General features: G+C 54.7%; 19 protein-coding genes. 3 read left to right on the top strand and 16 right to left on the bottom strand.

Annotation, left to right across the window (positions count from 1 at the left end; all coding sequences use genetic code 11):
* Nucleotides 1–79: 79 nt before the first annotated feature.
* The 10 genes from AC534G_RS07895 to pdxB all read right to left on the bottom strand — a co-directional run bounded on the left by AC534G_RS07895 (nucleotide 80) and on the right by pdxB (nucleotide 9,762).
* Nucleotides 80–649, bottom strand: coding sequence for a UbiX family flavin prenyltransferase (locus AC534G_RS07895; protein ID WP_038642336.1), 570 nt, complete (start codon nucleotides 647–649; stop codon nucleotides 80–82).
* Between the two features lie 97 nt (nucleotides 650–746).
* Complete coding sequence (gene purF / locus AC534G_RS07890) at nucleotides 747–2,264, bottom strand: amidophosphoribosyltransferase (protein WP_005129677.1); 1,518 nt, start codon at nucleotides 2,262–2,264, stop codon at nucleotides 747–749.
* A gap of 33 nt (nucleotides 2,265–2,297) precedes the next feature.
* Nucleotides 2,298–2,786: a colicin V production protein gene (cvpA, locus tag AC534G_RS07885; RefSeq protein ID WP_005129678.1), complete on the bottom strand. Its 489-nt coding sequence runs from the start codon at nucleotides 2,784–2,786 to the stop codon at nucleotides 2,298–2,300.
* Between the two features lie 202 nt (nucleotides 2,787–2,988).
* Entirely contained in the window at nucleotides 2,989–3,657 is a 669-nt protein-coding gene (dedD, locus tag AC534G_RS07880) for a cell division protein DedD (protein ID WP_038642341.1), read from the bottom strand.
* Nucleotides 3,647–4,915, bottom strand: coding sequence for a bifunctional tetrahydrofolate synthase/dihydrofolate synthase (folC, locus tag AC534G_RS07875; RefSeq protein WP_110497329.1), 1,269 nt, complete (start codon nucleotides 4,913–4,915; stop codon nucleotides 3,647–3,649). The genes dedD and folC overlap by 11 nt, the downstream gene beginning before the upstream one ends.
* Nucleotides 4,916–4,984: 69 nt before the next feature.
* The gene (accD, locus tag AC534G_RS07870; RefSeq protein WP_006683629.1) at nucleotides 4,985–5,899 is read right to left on the bottom strand and encodes an acetyl-CoA carboxylase, carboxyltransferase subunit beta; all 915 of its coding nucleotides are present in this window, start codon (nucleotides 5,897–5,899) and stop codon (nucleotides 4,985–4,987) included.
* 149 nt (nucleotides 5,900–6,048) lie between these two features.
* Nucleotides 6,049–6,708, bottom strand: coding sequence for a DedA family protein (locus AC534G_RS07865; protein ID WP_003028140.1), 660 nt, complete (start codon nucleotides 6,706–6,708; stop codon nucleotides 6,049–6,051).
* A gap of 24 nt (nucleotides 6,709–6,732) precedes the next feature.
* The gene (gene truA / locus AC534G_RS07860; protein WP_038642347.1) at nucleotides 6,733–7,545 is read right to left on the bottom strand and encodes a tRNA pseudouridine(38-40) synthase TruA; all 813 of its coding nucleotides are present in this window, start codon (nucleotides 7,543–7,545) and stop codon (nucleotides 6,733–6,735) included.
* On the bottom strand, nucleotides 7,545–8,558 hold the full coding sequence (locus tag AC534G_RS07855) for an aspartate-semialdehyde dehydrogenase (protein WP_038642349.1): 1,014 nt from the start codon (nucleotides 8,556–8,558) through the stop codon (nucleotides 7,545–7,547). The genes truA and AC534G_RS07855 overlap by 1 nt, the downstream gene beginning before the upstream one ends.
* 67 nt (nucleotides 8,559–8,625) lie before the next feature.
* Entirely contained in the window at nucleotides 8,626–9,762 is a 1,137-nt protein-coding gene (pdxB, locus tag AC534G_RS07850; protein ID WP_110497327.1) for a 4-phosphoerythronate dehydrogenase PdxB, read from the bottom strand.
* A 108-nt stretch (nucleotides 9,763–9,870) separates the two neighbouring features.
* Here pdxB and flk point away from each other — a divergent pair, with 108 nt between their 5' ends.
* Nucleotides 9,871–10,878 (top strand): flagella biosynthesis regulator Flk, encoded by a 1,008-nt coding sequence (flk, locus tag AC534G_RS07845; protein WP_069323375.1) that lies wholly within the window; start codon nucleotides 9,871–9,873, stop codon nucleotides 10,876–10,878.
* Here flk and AC534G_RS07840 read toward each other — a convergent pair.
* The gene (locus AC534G_RS07840) at nucleotides 10,875–12,053 is read right to left on the bottom strand and encodes an MFS transporter (RefSeq protein WP_038642354.1); all 1,179 of its coding nucleotides are present in this window, start codon (nucleotides 12,051–12,053) and stop codon (nucleotides 10,875–10,877) included. The genes flk and AC534G_RS07840 overlap by 4 nt on opposite strands.
* Before the next feature lie 293 nt (nucleotides 12,054–12,346).
* Between AC534G_RS07840 and AC534G_RS07835 the strand changes: the two genes are divergently transcribed.
* A complete protein-coding gene (locus AC534G_RS07835) occupies nucleotides 12,347–12,865 on the top strand; it encodes a YqhG/Tai3 family protein (protein WP_110497325.1) in 519 nt (172 codons plus the stop codon).
* Nucleotides 12,866–12,907: 42 nt separating this feature from the next.
* Here AC534G_RS07835 and fabB read toward each other — a convergent pair whose 3' ends face one another.
* Nucleotides 12,908–14,128 (bottom strand): beta-ketoacyl-ACP synthase I, encoded by a 1,221-nt coding sequence (gene fabB / locus AC534G_RS07830; protein WP_038642358.1) that lies wholly within the window; start codon nucleotides 14,126–14,128, stop codon nucleotides 12,908–12,910.
* A gap of 159 nt (nucleotides 14,129–14,287) precedes the next feature.
* On the opposite strand from fabB, the gene mnmC reads away from it, so the two are divergent.
* Complete coding sequence (gene mnmC / locus AC534G_RS07825; protein WP_199981082.1) at nucleotides 14,288–16,288, top strand: bifunctional tRNA (5-methylaminomethyl-2-thiouridine)(34)-methyltransferase MnmC2/FAD-dependent 5-carboxymethylaminomethyl-2-thiouridine(34) oxidoreductase MnmC1; 2,001 nt, start codon at nucleotides 14,288–14,290, stop codon at nucleotides 16,286–16,288.
* A gap of 126 nt (nucleotides 16,289–16,414) precedes the next feature.
* Here the strand turns inward: mnmC and AC534G_RS07820 are convergent, their stop codons facing one another.
* From AC534G_RS07820 to mepA, 4 genes are read right to left on the bottom strand one after another with little or no spacing between them, the layout of a single operon-like run.
* A complete protein-coding gene (locus tag AC534G_RS07820; protein WP_038642363.1) occupies nucleotides 16,415–16,690 on the bottom strand; it encodes a YfcL family protein in 276 nt (91 codons plus the stop codon).
* Nucleotides 16,691–16,722: 32 nt separating this feature from the next.
* Nucleotides 16,723–17,271 (bottom strand): elongation factor P hydroxylase, encoded by a 549-nt coding sequence (locus tag AC534G_RS07815; protein WP_038642365.1) that lies wholly within the window; start codon nucleotides 17,269–17,271, stop codon nucleotides 16,723–16,725.
* On the bottom strand, nucleotides 17,271–18,080 hold the full coding sequence (locus AC534G_RS07810; protein ID WP_038642367.1) for a sulfite exporter TauE/SafE family protein: 810 nt from the start codon (nucleotides 18,078–18,080) through the stop codon (nucleotides 17,271–17,273). Before AC534G_RS07810 ends, AC534G_RS07815 begins: the two co-directional genes overlap by 1 nt.
* Entirely contained in the window at nucleotides 18,080–18,904 is an 825-nt protein-coding gene (gene mepA, locus AC534G_RS07805) for a penicillin-insensitive murein endopeptidase (RefSeq protein ID WP_038642368.1), read from the bottom strand. The genes AC534G_RS07810 and mepA overlap by 1 nt, the downstream gene beginning before the upstream one ends.

The raw sequence follows: 18,904 nt of genomic DNA, 5'->3' as shown, positions 1-18,904 counted from the left end.
ATGTTGAGGATATGATCGCGGTTACAAAATTGCCCTGAAACAGGGCAACGGATGTTTCTTTGCACGCTGATGGAACGGCTTACGCCCCTTGCCAGCGGGTGAAGAGGTCCTGAGGAAGGGAAATATCAAACTGGTCAAGGACACGATTAACCGTTTGATTAATCACATCATCTAACGTTTGCGGGCGATGATAAAACGCCGGGACAGGCGGCATAATCACCGCTCCAATTTCTGCCGCCTGCGTCATCAGCCGCAAATGCCCCAGATGCAATGGCGTTTCACGCACGCACAGCACCAGCGGTCGACGTTCTTTCAATACCACGTCAGCCGCACGGGTGAGCAGCCCATCGGTATAGCTATGAACGATGCCAGAAAGGGTTTTAATTGAACAGGGCAGGATAACCATCCCGGCGGTCTGAAAAGAGCCAGACGATATACTGGCGGCGATATCGCGCGTATCGTGAGTCACATTCGCCAGAGCCTGCACGTCGCGTACAGAGAGATCCGTTTCCAGCGCCAGCGTCTGCCGGGCAGCGGCGCTCATCACCAGATGGGTTTCCACATCAGTAACGTCACGCAAAACCTGCAGCAGGCGCACGCCGTAAATCGCTCCACTTGCGCCAGAAATACCAATGATGAGTCGTTTCATGTTTAATCGCCCTTGCTTGCTTCAGGGCCGACTTTGCAGGAATTTACGGGGAGTTGCAAGCAAGGGTGCGGGTTGCGCCCTTGCTTGCGAGCAAACATTAACCTTCGTTGTGCATCTCAAGGTTTTCCGCTTCATTCTGACGCAATATCGCTTTGGCATCGTCATTACGCAGGGAGTCAAGGAAATCGAGATACTGCTGGTCAACGTCTTTGGTGACATAGACGCCGTTAAACACTGAACATTCAAACTGCTGAATATCCGGGTTCTCAGCGCGGACCGCTTCAATCAGATCGTTGAGATCCTGGAAGATAAGCCCGTCTGCGCCGATTATCTGGCGGATCTCGTCCACTTCGCGACCGTGGGCAATCAGCTCCGTCGCCGTCGGCATATCGATACCATAAACGTTCGGGAAGCGGATTTCCGGTGCGGCAGAGGCCAGATACACTTTCTTCGCTCCGGCTTCACGCGCCATCTCGATAATCTGTTCTGAAGTGGTGCCACGTACAATAGAGTCATCCACCAGTAGCACGTTCTTATCACGGAACTCCGCACGGTTGGCGTTCAGTTTACGGCGCACGGATTTACGACGCAGCTGCTGGCCCGGCATGATAAAGGTACGCCCTACGTAGCGGTTTTTCACAAACCCCTGACGATACGGCTTGCCGAGAATACGGGCGATTTCCAGCGCGATATCGCATGAGGTTTCCGGAATCGGGATCACCACGTCGATGTCCAGATCTTCCCACTCGCGGGCAATTTTTTCGCCGAGCTTAGTTCCCATATTCACACGCGCGCTGTAGACGGAAATCTTGTCGATAAAGGAGTCAGGACGCGCAAAGTAAACGTATTCGAACAGGCACGGATTGCTGACCGGGTTATCGGCGCACTGGCGGGTAAACAGCTGGCCTTTTTCGGTGATGTATACCGCTTCGCCAGGCGCAACGTCGCGCAGGAATTCAAAGCCCAGCGTATCCAGCGCCACGCTCTCGGAAGCCACCATATACTCGGTGCGACCATCGCCGATATCACGTTTCCCCAGCACCAGCGGGCGAATACCGTTAGGATCGCGGAAGGCGACCATACCGTGGCCGATAATCATCGCCACGCAGGCATAGGCGCCACGGATCTGGCGGTTGGTTGCCGCAATGGCAGCAAAAATATTGTCTGCTTCCAGTGGATAATGGCGGAAGTTATCCAGCTCGCTGGCGAAAATATTCAGCAGGATTTCAGAATCTGAAGTGGTATTGATGTGGCGGCGCTTTTCTTCAAACAGCTTTTTCCGCAGCTCATGCGCATTGGTCAGGTTGCCATTGTGGGCAAGCGTGATGCCATACGGTGAGTTGACGTAAAAAGGTTGAGCTTCGGAGGCGCTGGAGCTGCCAGCCGTTGGGTAACGCACATGACCGATGCCCATATTGCCCTGCAAACGCTGCATATGGCGCGCTTCAAAAATATCGCTCACCATTCCGTTTGCTTTACGCAAGCGGAAGCAGTTGTTGGCATCAATAGTGATGATGCCCGCAGCATCCTGACCACGATGCTGGAGCACCGTTAACGCGTCATAAATCGACTGGTTTACCGGCATAACACCGGCGATACCGACAATACCGCACATACGTCTTTTCCTCGTTCAGCAACGACCCAAAGTTTATACTTTGGGCAAGAAACTTGACGAGCTTTGCAGATAGTCAAAGAACCATCTGATGATGAAACTGAACTGCGGGATCAGCTGCGACTTACTCCAGTCTTCACTTTTCGACAGACCGGTAAACGTATCGAGAAAGAACAGTATGGCGGCGACGATCAGCGCTCCTCGCAGAGCACCGAAGCAAATCCCCAACACCCTGTCGGTACCCGACAGACCTGTTTTCTCTACCAGTTGGCCTATCACAAAGTTAACGATAGCGCCGACGATAAGTGTCGCGATAAACAGTATCGCGATAGCAATCCCATTTCGAACCAGTTCGTCTTCAAAGCCCGTAAACCAGACAGACAGGTAAGTGTAGTAATGGCTGGCGACAAAGAAAGCACAACCCCAAGTCACCAACGATAATGCTTCACGAACAAAGCCACGGATCAGGCTAACCAGACAGGAAAAACCAATCACCGCGATAATGGCGTAATCAATCCAGACCATAAGTGTCCCACGATTTTACGCCCTGTCGTCCTGTTCGGGGCGCATTCTAACAGAAAAAGAAAACGTTTGCGTAGGGATTTCCTTTCCACGCGTAAATAAAAATGGCGCTGAAAAAATCTTCAACGCCATACGGTTTTATGCCTCTTCGGGCACTGGCCGGAGACGGTGAAAACACCGTATCCGGCCTGCATGAAACAGCCCCTTAATTAGGGGTATATCCCATCACAACCCCACTCAGACCGGAGATCTTCTGTAGCTCGCCCAGCGAATTCTTCAGCTTATCTCTGGAGGCGTCAGGGCCGACGAGAATGCGGGTTATTTTACCCTGTACCGGCGTTGACGGGGAAGTATATACCCGGAAGCCCGCGCCACGAAGTTTACCCACGATCTCATTGACCTTATCCGCATTTTTCAGCGCGCCGAGCTGCACAACATACGCTTTGCCGGTCGGGGCTGGCGCTTCTTCAGCGACCGGTTTCGGCGCTGGAGCTGGCGCAGGCGTTGGCGCCGGTGTGGCGACAACGGGTTGCGGCTTCGGTTTAGGTTTCGGCGGTTCAACAGGTACGGGGACAGGATCTAACTCCGCGCTACTTGCCGTTGTCATACGCGACGGATCCAACGATGGCGCGGCGGCATCGCCCGCGCGCACCTCTTCTGCCGCCCCTTCAGGCGGTTGCGTTGGCAGCGCCTGCGTTGCCGCAGGCATCATGTCCGGCTCGTCGCGATCGCCAGGTTTGGGCACCAGAGGGATCGCAGCAAACTCATCCTGATAATGTTTTTTTTGCCCGTCAAGCAGCCCGGGGAGCACAATCACCCCAAGCGCGACCAGCACAATTGTGCCAACTAATCGATTCTGAAACTTACTCGCCACCGCTTCTCCCCACGTCTATCACTTCCATGACATGTGCGACAGTGTGAAACGATCCACACACCAACACGGTATCTTCTGGCTTCGCCTCGGCCAGTGCCGCAGACCATGCCTGCGCCACGCTGTCATAGGCTTCACCTTTGCCCAGATGTTCTAACAGCTGTGCTGCCGTTGCGCCACGCGGCCCTTCCAGTGGCGCGCAGTACCAGGCATCGACCACGCTTTTTAACCAGGCCAACGTACCGGCAATATCTTTATCATGTAGCATACCGATAACTGCAAGTACACGCCCGCTTTTCACTAACTTTTTCAGACGTCCGGTCAGATATTCCGCCGCATGCGGGTTATGGGCAACATCAAAAATCACCCGCGGCGACTCGCTCACAATCTGGAAGCGCCCCGGTAAAATCGCCTGTTTGATTCCGTCACGAATTGCCTGCTCGCTGACGTCAAGACCACTGGCACGCAGCGCAGCCAGTGCGGTCGCGGCGTTCGGTTGTGGAACCTGTGGCAATGGCAGATGCGCCAACGTGCCGTGAGTGTCCGTAAAGGACCAGTCGTTATCCGTTACCGTATAGCGCCAGTCCACACCACAGCGTTGCAAAATCGCCCCGCACTCTTGCGCCACATCCGCAATAGTGTATGGCATTTCAGGTTCACCAACGATGGCCGGTTTCTCTGCGCGGAAAATCCCCGCTTTCTCACGACCAATGCTCTCGCGATCCGGGCCCAGCCAGTCGGTATGATCAAGCGCAATACTGGTGACGACCGCAACATCGGCATCGACGATATTCGTCGCGTCAAGGCGACCGCCTAACCCCACTTCCAGAATGACTACGTCCAACTGAGCCTGTTTAAACAACCAGAGCGCCGATAGCGTACCGTATTCAAAATAGGTCAATGAAATATCGCCACGTGCGTCTTCAATCTCAGCAAACGAGGCAGTATGCGCGGATTCCGGCAGTTCCCCCCCCTGCACGCGCACGCGTTCCGTGTAACGCACCAGATGCGGCGAACTGTATACTCCGACTTTATAACCTGCTGCGGTCAGCACCGATTCCAGCGTACGGCAGGTCGTGCCTTTTCCGTTGGTTCCCGCCACCGTAAAGACAAATGGCGCGGGTTTCAACACGTCCAGTTTACGCGCCACCTGACTGACGCGTTCGAGGCCCAGATCGATGGTTTTACTGTGCAGGTTTTCCAGATAAGAAAGCCACGACGCCAGAGGCGACGCGGCTTGAGGAATACGTTTATTGTCCATGATGCCTGTAGATTCTTTACGTTGAGAAAAGCAAAAGGGCAGCGCCTGTGGCCCTGCCCTTTTCAGTTATCAGGCCTCTGATTCCTGATCGGGTACCGGAGGTACCACTTCGCCTTCACGTGGCTCATCCGGATTCGGCGCCGGAAGATTCATCAGCTTCGCCAGAATGCTTGCCAGTTTCAGGCGCATTTCCGGACGGCGGACGATCATATCGATAGCGCCTTTTTCAATCAGGAACTCGCTGCGCTGGAATCCCGGCGGCAGTTTCTCACGTACGGTTTGCTCAATAACACGCGGACCCGCAAAGCCAATCAGCGCTTTCGGTTCGGCAATGTTGAGATCGCCCAGCATCGCGAAGCTTGCGGAAACACCGCCCATCGTTGGGTCGGTCAGTACAGAAATGTACGGTAAACCGCGTTCCTGCATTTTCGCCAGCGCAGCAGACGTTTTCGCCATTTGCATCAGAGACATCAGCGCTTCCTGCATACGCGCCCCGCCAGAAGCGGAGAAGCAGATCAGCGGGCAGTTGTCTTCCAGCGCCTGCTCAACGGCACGGACAAAACGCGCGCCAACGACAGACCCCATGGAGCCGCCCATAAACGCGAACTCGAATGCAGCCGCAACGACCGGCATGCCGTGAAGGGTGCCTTTCATCACCACCAGCGCATCTTTCTCGCCGGTTTCTTTCTGTGCTGAGGCCAGTCTGTCTTTGTACTTTTTGGAGTCACGAAACTTCAGCACGTCTTTCGGCTCAAGTTCGCTACCCAGTTCCACAAGAGTACCTTCATCTAACAGGCTATGCAGGCGATTGCGCGCCGACATGCGCATATGATGGTCACACTTCGGACAGACCTCAAGATTACGTTCCAGCTCAGCACGGTATAAAACCTGACCGCAGCTATCACACTTGGTCCACACCCCTTCAGGAATGCTTGCCTTGCGGGTGGGAGTAATGTTGCTTTTAATTCGTTCAATCCAGCTCATTGGTGACCTTTCTGCCTGAACCCTAGTCAGCTTTGTTATAAGGGGCGCATAATGCCATTTTTGCCCCTAACAGACCATGAATGTTGCACATTAAAACATAACAGCCCGAAACTTTGGATAAAAAAGTGGTCGAACCGCTGAGTTACTTTCTATTTTGCAGCCCGTGACGCAGCCCGTTTATGACGAATCACTTCTATCACGCCCGGCAATACGGAAAGGACGATAATCGCCACAATCAATAATTTCAGGTTTTCCTGAACTATTGGCAGATCGCCAAACAGATAGCCTGCATAGGTGAACAGCAATACCCACAGCAGCGCGCCTACAACGTTATACATCGCAAAGTGGCGGTAGGACATGTGTCCCATACCGGCAACAAATGGCGCAAATGTACGCACGATAGGCACGAAACGCGCCAGGATAATCGTTTTCCCGCCATGACGCTCGTAGAACGCATGGGTTTTATCCAGGTAGCTGCGACGAAAAATTTTGGAGTTCGGGTTACTAAAGAGTTTCTCACCGAACAACCGGCCAATCGTGTAGTTCACCGCATCGCCGACAATCGCAGCCACAATCATCAACGCCACCATCAGATGAACATTGAGATCGTTAGTTGGCAGCGCAGAAAGCGCGCCGGCAACAAACAGCAGCGAGTCCCCCGGCAGGAACGGCGTCACTACCAGCCCGGTTTCACAGAACAGGATCAGAAACAGAATCGCGTATACCCAGATACCGTATTCCGCGACCAGCTCCGCCAGGTGCACATCAATGTGCAGAATAAAATCGATAAGAAAGTAAATCAGATCCATAGTTTTGCCTTTATACGACTCAAATTAGTCCGCCAGAAATAGCGGGCCCATTGGCGGTTTTGGCAGGTCGAACCGGTCAGGGTAATCTACCGCGACCAAATACAGTCCTTCCGCTTTCGCCGTTGCCGCTGCCAGCGTTCTGTCCTTCGCCGCTAACAGTTCTGCTATCCAGCTCTCCGGCTGGTTGTTGGCGCCTACTTCCATCAGGCTGCCGACGATATTCCTGACCATATGATGTACAAAGGCATTCGCTTTAATATCCACCACCACATATGCGCCAAAACGTTCAACGTTTATGTGCATCACGTTACGCCACGGCGTGCGCGACTGGCACTGCACCGCACGAAACGAGGTAAAATCATTTTCGCCGATCAGACACTGGGCTGCACGATGCATACGTTCAGCATCCAGCGGCTCATAGTAATGGGTTACCCCTTTGCCCAAAACCGCAGGGCGCAACCGATGATTGTAGATGATGTAGCGATAACGGCGAGCCGTGGCGCTGAATCGGGCATGAAAATCATCAGGTACAGCTTTCACCCAGCGCACGGCGATGTCACCAGGTAGATTCGCATTTACGCCCAACGTCCAGGCGGCATCTTTACGCACAGCGTGCGTTTCAAAATGTACGACCTGGCCTGTGCCATGAACGCCTGCATCCGTGCGCCCCGCACAAAAGACATTGATACGCTCATTCGCGACCTGAGAAAGCGCTTTTTCCAGCTTTTCCTGAACGCTACGCACTTCGTTCTGGCGCTGCCAGCCATAATATTTGCTGCCGTCATACTCAATGCCCAGCGCAATTTTATGGGGTAGCGGCTGTTGCAGGTCCGACATTAGTACAGATACTCCTGCACCAGTTTTTCCGCAATTTTCACCGCCATCAACGCGCCGCCAAAGCGTACGTTGTCTGCCACGGACCAGAACTGAACCTGCTCCGGCATACCGTAATCGTTATGTACACAGCCGATGGAAAGATGTGGGGTACCAGACGCATCGCCAACCTGAGTCGGGAAATCGGTCTCTTCCGACAACACCACGTCTTCAGCGCGAGAAAACGCATCGCGCGCTTCTTCCGCCGCCAACGGACGCAGGGCTTCAAAATTCACCATCTGCGCGTGACCGTAGAATACCGGTGACTGTACGATGCTAGCGGAGATAAGCAGACCGTCATCCTGCATAATTTTGCGCACTTCATCGACGATACGACGCTCTTCGCGCACGCTACCTTCGCGATCTGGCAGCAGCGGCAGCATATTGAATGCCAACTGGCGACCAAAGAAATCGTCTTCGTCAATCGGGATACCATTGAGCAGTTTCGCACTTTGCCCTGCCAACGCATCCACCGCTTTTTTACCGTGCGCGGAGGCCGACAGAATATTGGTCACCGTAATACGTGAAAGACCACCGTCATCAATCAGCGGTTTCAACGCAGACAGCAGTTGACTGGTCAGGCTATTAGGGACTGCAATCACATTGCGGTTGCGGTAATCTGCCAGCACGAACGGGTTAACGTCCGGAACCACCAGCGGAACGTCAGGCTCAAGTGCGAACAGACCACTGCTGTCGATAACCAGGCAACCGGCATTGGTTGCTTCTTCCACCCATGCAGCGGTGGCCTCAGCGCCCGCAACAAAAAATGCCAGTTGTGCCTGCGTCCAGTCAAAGTCTGCAACATCCTGAACAATGACCGATTTACCGTTAAAACGCAGGTGCTCACCAGCGCTTTCGTTACGCGCCAGCGCAAAAATTTCACCGACCGGGAACTGGCGTTCAGCCAGCGTATCGAGCAGGGCTTCGCCTACGGCGCCCGTTGCGCCCAGAATGGCAATGTTCCAGCCTTCAGACATGGTGATTTACTCCAGAAATACATAAGCGTCCCTGTCGCATTATTCGACAGGGAGCATTAAGAAGACATTAATGTGCCGGGTGATGAACCGCGTTAAAACCCAGCTTACACAGCAAGGCGGCAGCCGTTGCGTCGTCACACATCACGTATAAAGACGACCATTCACGGCGCTCAAGATAATTTTTACGCAGTTTATCAAACTCACCCGGAATTCCAGCGACTTTACGCAGCGGCGCATCATCGCGGCGCACATCATACACTAAATGCGCCAGCCTTTTCAGCGTTGGCTGATCTAACGGGCCATGCAACGTGATACGCCCAAATTCCGGCGCAGGTAACAGGGTGTTCAGCGCAACGTGCTGTTCGCGGCCAATAAACTTACTATAGGCCTCAAAGACCTGCGTGGTCCCACGCGCTTTTCCTTCCAGGGTATACCCGGCAATGTGCGCCGTGCCGATATCGGCTTTCTCCAGCAACGCCACATTGAGATCCGGCTCGCCTTCCCAGACATCCAACACCACGCTCAGCGCCTGCCCGGCGTTAAGCCGATTCAGTAATGCCGTATTGTCGATAACCGGCCCCCGGCAGGCGTTGATCAGAATGGTGCCCGGCTTCAGTCGACTAATCAGCGCGTCATCCGCAAGGTGCAGCGTTTTGTACGGACCGTCTTTAAATAACGGCGTATGGAAAGTCAGTACATCGGCCTGCTGTACCAGTTCGTCCAGCGAGAGGAAATCGCCCTCGTCACCGCGATCGGCCCGCGGCGGATCGCACAGCAAGGTACGGATCCCCAGCGCTTCCAGTCGCGTCTGCAAACGTCCGCCCACGTTGCCAACACCGACGATGCCCACGGTACGATCGCGTAACGCAAAACCGTCGCGCTCCGCCAGCATCAGCAACGCTGAAAAAACATATTCTACGACCGCAATCGCATTACATCCGGGCGCTGCGGAAAAACCGATTCCCGACTGCGCAAGCCAGGCTTCATCCACATGGTCCGTGCCTGCGGTTGCCGTACCGACAAATTTAACCGGTTTTCCGCTGAGCAGTGATTCATTGACTTTCGTCACCGAGCGCACCATTAAGGCATCCGCATCATCCAGTTCGGCAACGGGAATCGGACGACCAGGAACCGCTTTGACCTCCCCCAAACGACTGAACAGTTCGCGGGCATAGGGCATATTTTCATCAACGAGGATTTTCACGTCTTTCGCACCTGTTTGAGAACGAGAGTTAACCGGGCAAGTGTGCCATAATCTCGCCGCCAGGCATACTGCGAGACCTGGTCAGCACAGATTTAAGGAACAGAGACGATGCAGCCCATTTCAGGTACGCCCGCTCGCCCTCCCGGCGAAGGCCAAAATGCCCCCTCCGTTGCAGGTGAGCAACCGTTATCCACGATACAACGTACCGTGCTGGAACGACTGATTACCCGTTTGATTTCGCTCACTCAGCAGCAAAGCGCTGAGGTGTGGGCCGGAATGAAACACGATCTGGGCGTCAAAAGTGATACACCGTTGCAGTCACGTCACTTTCCCGCCGCCGAACAAAATTTGAACCAGCGGCTGGAAGTCGCACAACAGAACCATGCTAATCGTCAGGTGCTGTCGCAGCTCACGGAGCTATTGAGTCAGGGAAATAACCGTCAGGCGGTGAGTGATTTTATCCGCCAGCAGTATGGGCAGACGGCGCTTAGCCAACTCACGCCTGAGCAATTGAAGAACGTGCTGACCCTGTTACAACAAGGACAGCTTTCGATACCGCAGCCGCAGCAGCGTCCGGCTACCGATCGTCCGTTACTCCCCGCAGAGCACAACACGCTGAACCAGTTGGTTACCAAACTGGCGGCGGCCACGGGCGAATCCGGTAAGATGATCTGGCAGTCTATGCTGGAACTGTCTGGGGTAAAAAGCGGAGAGTTAATCCCCGCCAAACAATTTTCGCATCTGGTCACCTGGCTGCAGGCGCGCCAGACGCTCAGTCTGCAAACTGCCCCGACCTTACAAACACTGCAGGCGGCACTGAAGCTGCCGTTAGAGCCGAATGAGCTGACGGCAATCAAAGAGTACGCGCAGCAGACGTATCAGATCCAACCACAATCGATTCTGACCACGGTTCAGGTGCTGGACTTGCTGAATCAAATCTTCCTGCGCCGCGTGGAACGTGACCGGGAGCAGGAATTAAACGATCCGCGCCATCCTCAGCCCATTTACAGCCCGTTCGCGCCGATGATTGAAACGGTTAAATCACTGTCGACACGACCGGGACTGATATTTATTGCCTTGATGATTGCGTTAGCCATTTTCTGGCTGGTCGCTTAGCCTTTTCGCAGAGTCAGCAACGTCACAACAATTCCCACCACGGCGGATATCGCCCCGGCAAGGAATACCGAGGGATAGCCGTACGCGGTGGCCAGCACCCCGGCGACAGGGCCGCTTACGCCGTAGGAGATATCCTGAAATGCGGCGTAACCGCCCAGCGCCGTACCGCGAACCTGCGCGGGCACTCGCTTCACAACCTCAACGCCCAATGCCGGGAAGATAAGCGAACATCCGGCCCCGGTTAATGCCGCCCCGAGCAGAGCTACCCAGGCAGAGGGAGCCTGCCACAGCAGGATCAGACCCGCAGTTTCAACCAGCAATGAAACAACAGCGACCTGCACGCCGCCGAACCGGTCCGGCATCCAGCCAAACAGAATGCGCATCAGCACAAATGCCCCGCCAAACGCGGTCAGGGTGAATCCCGCCATCGTCCAGCCATTGCTGACAAAATAAAGCGAAATAAACGTACCGATGACGGCAAAACCCACGCCCTGCAATGCCAGACCCAGGCCCGGTTTCCAGATAAGCCCGACCACGCTCCACAGTGAAGGTCGCTCCCCGGCATGCGCAGGCACTTTACGAACGGTGCCGTTGAATGCCCAGGCCAGCAGCGGTAATACCATCGTGGTTCCCGCCAGCGCCGCGAAGCCGAAGTGGCTATGGATCAGCAAGCCCAACGGCGCACCGGCAGCCAGCGCACCGTAAATCGCCATCCCGTTCCACGACATCACCTTACCGGAACGCGTTGGGCCAACCAGCCCCAGCCCCCAGGTCAGCGTTCCGGTGAGCAGTTGGCTTTCGCCAAAGCCAAGGATCAGACGTCCGACAATCAACAACGCAAATTTCACCGGGACAGAGACAGGTAATAGCGCGGCTAAAAGCCACGCCGCGCCCGCCAGCGCACAGGCAAACATCCCCTGTAGCGCCGAACGTTTAGCGCCATATTGATCGGCTAAGCGTCCGGCATAACCTCGCGTTAAGACCGTTGCCAGAAACTGTACGCCTACGGCGATACCGACCATGGTATTGCCATAGCCCAGCTCGTGGTGCACAAACAGAGGAATGACGGGTAAAGGCAGACCGACCGTCATGTAGGTCAGGAAAACCGCAAAAGCGATACGAAACAGCGAAAAGTTCGCCGACGGTGTTTTTTCTTGTTGGGTTACTGCTGTCATGCGTTACTCCAAAATGCAGAGTAAGGCGAGGAATGCCCACGCCCCCTCTACCTGACTTTCAGGATTAAGGTGCGTTGGATAACGTTAAACGCTTACGCATTATCAAGAGGATAATGTTGAAGCTGGAGTCTGCCTGTGAGGGGCTAAACTTGTCAACCTCGAAATCACCGAAGGCATCCACAAAACAGAGGGTTATATTATCGAAGAAAAGCACTAACAATGAGGAAATAGTTTTCAATCAGGGGGACACTCAACGATCTTTTTTGCCGGAATATATTTTTAGGGACACGGTAATGAAAGCATTTTCGCTTATTGCTCTCATCCTGATGCTTTGCGGCTGCTATGCGCCTCATCAAGACAGCACACAGGCTGTAAAACAATTCTATCTCGCGTGGATGTCCGCCTACACACAAGATCGAGATACGTCCGCGCTCATGCAACGTTATGTGGCGAAAGACGTTATCGACCGTTTGGCGCTGATTGACAGCCTTTACGAGCAGGAAATAATAAATTCTGACTATTTTATGTACGTGCAGGATTACGACCCCAAATGGATCCCGCTGTTACAGATTGGAGCGGCTGAGCCCTTTCTCGGTGGTGAAAAGGTGGGAGTACAATTAGGTGGGCCGGCAGGCGAAGCGCCCATGCAACTGGAAGTGTATACGCGTTGGGAAGAAGGTCGCTGGAAAATTTATCGCGTGCGGGATCTGGATAATCAATTTGAACAGCCAATCTACAGCACTGGTGATATCACACGAGCCAAAGCCTGGTCGGCAGAAATCGCGCCGGAGTACGAAAAAATGAATAAATAAAAAAGGGAGCCATCAGGCTCCCCTTTACATCATCTTGCAGACTTACGCTTTCAGCTTACGCATGACCAGCGTCGCGTTAGTGCCGCCAAAGCCGAAGCTGTTGGACATCACGGTGGTCAGCGCCTGCTCGGTCGGTTTGGTCACGATGTTCAGACCTGCCGCCTGCTCGTCCAGCTCTTCAATGTTGATGCTCGGCGCGATAAAGCCGTGTTCCAGCATCAGCAGAGAGTAGATAGCTTCCTGCACGCCAGCCGCGCCCAGTGAGTGACCAGTCATCGCTTTGGTTGCAGAAATTGCCGGGCTGTTGTCGCCAAACACTTCACGGATTGCGCCCAGCTCTTTCACGTCGCCTACCGGAGTAGAAGTACCGTGAGAGTTCAGGTAGTCGATCGGGGTGTCTACACCGTGCATCGCCATCTGCATGCAACGTACTGCGCCTTCGCCTGACGGTGCAACCATGTCTGCGCCATCAGAGGTCGCGCCGTAACCGACGATTTCCGCGTAGATGTGCGCGCCACGGGCCAGAGCGTGTTCCAGCTCTTCGACCACAACCATACCGCCGCCGCCCGCGATAACAAAACCGTCACGGTTTGCGTCATAGGTACGGGAAGCTTTCGACGGGTCGTCGTTATATTTGGTAGACAGCGCGCCCATGGCGTCGAATTCACACGCCATTTCCCAGCACAGCTCCTCACCGCCGCCAGCAAACACGATGTCTTGTTTGCCCAGTTGAATTTGTTCTACTGCGTTGCCGATGCAGTGCGCAGAAGTCGCACAGGCAGAGCTGATGGAGTAGTTTACGCCGTGAATTTTAAACGGCGTTGCGAGGCAGGCAGAAACGCCGGACGCCATCGCTTTGGTGACCACATACGGGCCAACCGCTTTCAGGCCACGCGGGCTACGCATTGCGTCAGCGCCGAACACCTGAAAACGCGGGGAACCGCCGCCGGAACCTGCAATCAGGCCAACGCGCGGGTTATTCTGGTAATCTTCTGCAGCAAGACCGGCATCCGCCACAGCCTGCTCCATGGAAAGGAATGCATAGATGGATGCGTCGCTCATGAAGCGCACTACTTTGCGGTCAATGAGGCCAGTGGTATCCAGTTTTACGTTGCCCCATACGTGGCTACGCATGCCGGAGTCCTTCAGCTCCTGAGAGAAAGTGATCCCTGAACGTCCTTCACGCAGAGATGCCAGGACTTCCTGCTGGTTATTACCGATGCTGGAAACGATGCCCAAGCCAGTAATCACTGCACGTTTCATTCAATACCTCTGTAAGTCGCACTATTTTAAAGTTTCGAGTGGCACAATAGCGTACACTTGTACGCCGAACAAGTCCGATCAGCCATTTAATGTGGAAATTTGCGCAGCCAGGCACTCATCGCTAAGATCGGGGCACAGCCTGCCAGACGAGTAACTTACGTGAAACAATACGCTATACAACCTGCCAACCTTGAATTCAACGCTGAGGGTACACCTGTTTCCCGAGATTTTGATGATGTCTATTTTTCCAATGATAACGGGCTGGAAGAGACACGTTACGTCTTCCTCGGCGGGAATCATCTCGCACAGCGATTTCCTGCGCATTCACGTCCCCTTTTCGTGGTGGCTGAAAGCGGGTTTGGCACCGGGCTTAACTTCCTGACGCTCTGGCAGGCATTTGCCGATTTTCGCGATACCCACCCTGACGCTACCCTGGAAAGATTACATTTCATCAGTTTCGAAAAATATCCGCTGACGCGTGAAGATCTGACCCTGGCCCATCAGCACTGGCCGGAGCTTGCTCCGTGGGCCACGGCACTGCAAGAGCAGTGGCCGCTGCCGCTGGCGGGATGCCATCGTCTGCTTCTTGATGATGGGCGCGTCACGCTGGATCTGTGGTTTGGCGATATTAATGAACTGACCAGTAAACTGGATGACTCTTTGAATCAAAAAGTGGACGCCTGGTTCCTGGACGGTTTCGCACCAGCGAAAAATCCGGACATGTGGACGCCAACGCTGTTTAACGCGATGGCCCGACTGGCTCGCCCCGGCGGCACGCTGGCCACCTTCACATCGGCAGGCTTTGTGCGACGGGGATTGCAGGAAGCCGGGTTTACAATACAAAAACGTAAAGGCTTTGGCCGCAAACGCGAAATGCTTTGTGGCGTCATGGAACAAACTCTGGCGCTCCCTTCATCGGCTCCGTGGTTCACGCGCACGGGCACAGATAAGCGCGACGCCGCTATTATTGGCGGTGGCATCGCCAGCGCATTGCTGTCGCTGGCGCTACTGCGCCGCGGCTGGCAGGTCACACTCTATTGCGCAGACGCGAAACCTGCCGCAGGCGCATCAGGTAACCGTCAGGGCGCGCTCTATCCGTTACTCAGCAAGCATGATGCGGCCATTAATCTCTTTTTCCCCACTGCGTTTACCTTCGCCCGCCGACTGTATGACGCCCTTCCGGTTGAGTTCGCACATGACTGGTGCGGCGTGACGCAGCTCGCCTGGGATGAAAAAAGCCAGCAGAAAATCACTCAAATGCTGTCTCTTGAACTGCCCGATGCGCTCGCCGTCGGCGTAGATGCACAGCAGGTGTTGCAAACGACAGGCGTGGAAACCGGATGCGGCGGGATTCAGTATCCGGCAGGTGGATGGCTGTGCCCGGCGCAGTTAACCGCCGCCGTACTGGACTATGCCACAACGCTGGGATTACGTACCCGCTACCAACACACGTTGGTCTCACTGACGCGCCAGACAGCAAGCTGGCAATTACAGTTTGCCTGTGGAGAAACCGCCACTCACGAAGCGGTGGTTCTGGCTAACGGCCATCGCATTAACCGCTTTGAGCAGACGCAGTCGTTACCGGTCTATTCCGTTGGCGGTCAGGTGAGTCATATCCCCACCACGCCTACGCTGTCAGCGCTGCGCCAGGTGTTGTGCTACGACGGGTACCTCACGCCGCATGCCCCGCAAAACCAGCAACACTGCATTGGCGCCAGCTATCATCGTGGGTGTGAGGAGACTGAGTATCGCGAGGATGACCAGCAGCAAAATCGTCAGCGTTTAATCGACTGCTTCCCGCACGCCGCATGGGCAAAAGAGGTGGACGTCAGTGCGCATGCCGCCCGCTGCGGGGTCCGCTGCGCTACGCGCGATCACATCCCGATGGTGGGCAATGTCGCGGACTATAACGCCACGCTCAGCCAGTACGCCACGCTTGCCGAAGACAAAGCGCACGCGGTAAGCGCCCCGGTGTATGCCGATCTATTTATGCTGGGCGCGCTGGGGTCACGCGGGTTGTGCTCAGCCCCGCTGTGTGCAGAAATTCTGGCCTCGCAAATGAGCGATGAACCCATTCCTATGGATGCCAGTACGCTGGCGGCACTGAACCCGAATCGGTTGTGGGTCAGGAAGTTATTGAAAGGTAAAGCGGTGAAATAAAATACTCTCTCATCATTGCCTGATGCGCTGCGCTTATCAGGCCTACAAACTGAACCCGAATCGTCAGTCCACGTAGGCCGGATAAGACGCCTTAGCGTCGCCATCCGGCACAATCCACTGCAATTATTATTGCGTTGCCTTTTGAAATAAAGCGTCCCACATCTCTTTCACTAACGCCTGGTCACGCGGCGAAAGTTCGCCTGCGCTAATCGCTTTTTCCAGGCTGCTGGTCACATTGGTGTACAATGCCTCAGCGGAATGGTCCTCGCCAGCGTCCAGCTCTGCTACGGCCAGCGTCAGGTGCCCACGCAAATAGCCACTGGCAAACAACTCATCATCGCTGGCGTGCTCTACCATATCGTCGATTAATGCCAGAATGCGTGATTCAAACTCCGCGATCATCTTCTTTCCTCATTGTAAACGTGGCGGCGGCTTCAGTTGAGCGCTTCGGGCCACGGGAATTGTTCCGCCTTAAGTTCAGGCGTGTGATAATAATTCTGTAACGCGTTAATAAAGCGCGCTGGACGCTCCGGGATCCCCTTTTCCAGATATTCCATCACCTGGGCATGAACACGACGCTGGAATACCACGCGATCCGGTTCAAAGTCGCCGTTCAGATTGTCGCAACTGACGTTAAACGGATAGCCCGCCGCCATGCAAAACAGCCAGTCAAACGCCTGCGGCTTCACTTCCACATCTTCAAACTGGCATTGCGTGTTCGCGTCGCGTCCGTCCGGGCAGTACCAGTAACCAAAGTCAACCAGCTCACGACGCGCTTTACCCGCAATACACCAGTGCGAAATTTCATGTAAGGCGCTGGCGTAATAACCATGCGCAAAAACGATACGGTGATACGGTACTTCCGCATCAGCAGGAAGATAGATCGGTTCGTCATCGCCTTTAATCAGACGGGTATTAAATTCATCGGCAAAGCAGCCGTTAAAAATCTCAATTAACTGTTCGTAGTGATGGGTGTTATTCATTAGTTCATCCCCAGCCAGTGGAGAATCTCCTGTCCATGATTATCGTAAAGTAGCTTGGCGCTCATCACGGCGGAGACAATGACGATCATTGGCCGAATGAGTTTTTGTCCTTTGCTGAGCACCAGTCGCGATCCCATCCGTGCGCCAATGAACTGGCCAATGAGCATCACAAACCCGGTCGCCCAAATCACTTTGCCGCCGAGGGCAAACAGCAACAGTCCACCGATATTCGAGGTGGCATTTAATACTTTGGCGTGGGCCGTCGATTTTGCCAGGTTATAGCCGCACAGCATGACAAAAGCCAGCGCGTAGAACGAACCCGCCGCCGGGCCAAAAAAGCCATCGTAAAACCCAACACAGCCCCCGGCCACCAGCGCGAAAGGCAAACCGTGCAGCCGACGCTGCCGGTCTTCTTCGCCCACTCTGGGCATCAACAGAAAGTAGAGGCCAATACAGATAACCAGCACCGGCAGGATCTGGCGTAATATGTCGGACTGCACATGCTGGACCAACAACGCGCCGCTCATGGAACCGACAAAAGTCATGAAGATGTTGAGCTTCTGATCCGCCAGATTAACCACGCCCCGGCGAATAAAATAGATCGAGGAAGAGATGGATCCCCCGCAGGCCTGTAGCTTATTGGTGGCCAACGCTTGCGCGGGCGGCATTCCGGCCGCCATCAATGCCGGGATGGTGAGTAAACCGCCGCCTCCGGCCAGAGAGTCAATAAAACCTGCCAGCATTGCCACAAAAAAAAGCACACCTAACAGCAGTGGCGACACCATAAACAGAGAGACAAAATGATCCATTAGAGTACATGCTCATCCAGTAGCGCCTGGCAGGAAGGCGGCAACGGCGGCGGTGTCTTCTTCTCAGGCTTGGTGGTTCCAGGTTTAGGAGGTTCGAACCAGCTTTGCAGCTCCGCGCCACAGCCATCGCCTGGAGGAGGCAACGGTTGATCTTCGCACTCAAGGCTGTCAGCAGGACAACGTAATCGTACGTGCATATGCGCACGATGCTGGAACCACGGTCGAACTTTACGCAACCAGTCCCTGTCAGTCCCTGCATCCAGACACAGTTGCTGCTTAATCGCCGGATTCACAAAAATGCGCGTGACTTCATTATCTTTTGCCGCCAGCCTAATCAGGCTGAAAATCTCCGGCTTCCACAGCGACGGCACGACATGTTTGCCATCCCGTGAGACCAGATCTAACGCCTGAGGACGCAGCAGTTGTGACTGGGTCCAGCGCGTTTTCGGCAACTGCAGGAAAATATCGACATCCAGTCCCGTCTGGTGGCTGGCGTGACCGCCATTGAACCGCCCACCGGCCGGCATACCCATATCGCCGATTAACACCGTGCCCAGCCCCAGATTATTCGCCTGATTACTCAGACGCTGGATAAACATCACCAGATCCGGATGACCAAAATAACGTCGCTGATCGGTGCGCATCACCTGATAGTGTTCAGACTGTACAGGCAGCGTCTCGGCGCCAACAATACAGCCATTGGCGAATGCGCCGATAGACTGCGGGCTGCCCGCCACCGGATGGGTAATTTTCTGCCAGGGCGTCGCCGCCAGGCAGGCGGTGCTGGCAAAAAGAGCCAGCGCCGCAAGTGCCGTTTTTTTCAT

This window comes from Citrobacter sp. CRE-46 (genome assembly GCF_059615875.1).
This window is presented reverse-complemented; position numbering and strand designations above follow the sequence as displayed.

Bases quoted from the DNA above. Each gene is read 5' to 3' on its own strand.
- AC534G_RS07895 (WP_038642336.1), bottom strand. From the start codon at position 649: ATGAAACGACTCATCATTGGTATTTCTGGCGCAAGTGGAGCGATTTAC.
- purF (WP_005129677.1), bottom strand. From the start codon at position 2,264: ATGTGCGGTATTGTCGGTATCGCCGGTGTTATGCCGGTAAACCAGTCG.
- cvpA (WP_005129678.1), bottom strand. From the start codon at position 2,786: ATGGTCTGGATTGATTACGCCATTATCGCGGTGATTGGTTTTTCCTGT.
- folC (WP_110497329.1), bottom strand. From the start codon at position 4,915: ATGGACAATAAACGTATTCCTCAAGCCGCGTCGCCTCTGGCGTCGTGG.
- accD (WP_006683629.1), bottom strand. From the start codon at position 5,899: ATGAGCTGGATTGAACGAATTAAAAGCAACATTACTCCCACCCGCAAG.
- AC534G_RS07865 (WP_003028140.1), bottom strand. From the start codon at position 6,708: ATGGATCTGATTTACTTTCTTATCGATTTTATTCTGCACATTGATGTG.
- truA (WP_038642347.1), bottom strand. From the start codon at position 7,545: ATGTCGGACCTGCAACAGCCGCTACCCCATAAAATTGCGCTGGGCATT.
- AC534G_RS07855 (WP_038642349.1), bottom strand. From the start codon at position 8,558: ATGTCTGAAGGCTGGAACATTGCCATTCTGGGCGCAACGGGCGCCGTA.
- flk (WP_069323375.1), top strand. From the start codon at position 9,871: ATGCAGCCCATTTCAGGTACGCCCGCTCGCCCTCCCGGCGAAGGCCAA.
- AC534G_RS07840 (WP_038642354.1), bottom strand. From the start codon at position 12,053: ATGACAGCAGTAACCCAACAAGAAAAAACACCGTCGGCGAACTTTTCG.
- AC534G_RS07835 (WP_110497325.1), top strand. From the start codon at position 12,347: ATGAAAGCATTTTCGCTTATTGCTCTCATCCTGATGCTTTGCGGCTGC.
- fabB (WP_038642358.1), bottom strand. From the start codon at position 14,128: ATGAAACGTGCAGTGATTACTGGCTTGGGCATCGTTTCCAGCATCGGT.
- AC534G_RS07820 (WP_038642363.1), bottom strand. From the start codon at position 16,690: ATGATCGCGGAGTTTGAATCACGCATTCTGGCATTAATCGACGATATG.
- AC534G_RS07815 (WP_038642365.1), bottom strand. From the start codon at position 17,271: ATGAATAACACCCATCACTACGAACAGTTAATTGAGATTTTTAACGGC.
- AC534G_RS07810 (WP_038642367.1), bottom strand. From the start codon at position 18,080: ATGGATCATTTTGTCTCTCTGTTTATGGTGTCGCCACTGCTGTTAGGT.
- mepA (WP_038642368.1), bottom strand. From the start codon at position 18,904: ATGAAAAAAACGGCACTTGCGGCGCTGGCTCTTTTTGCCAGCACCGCC.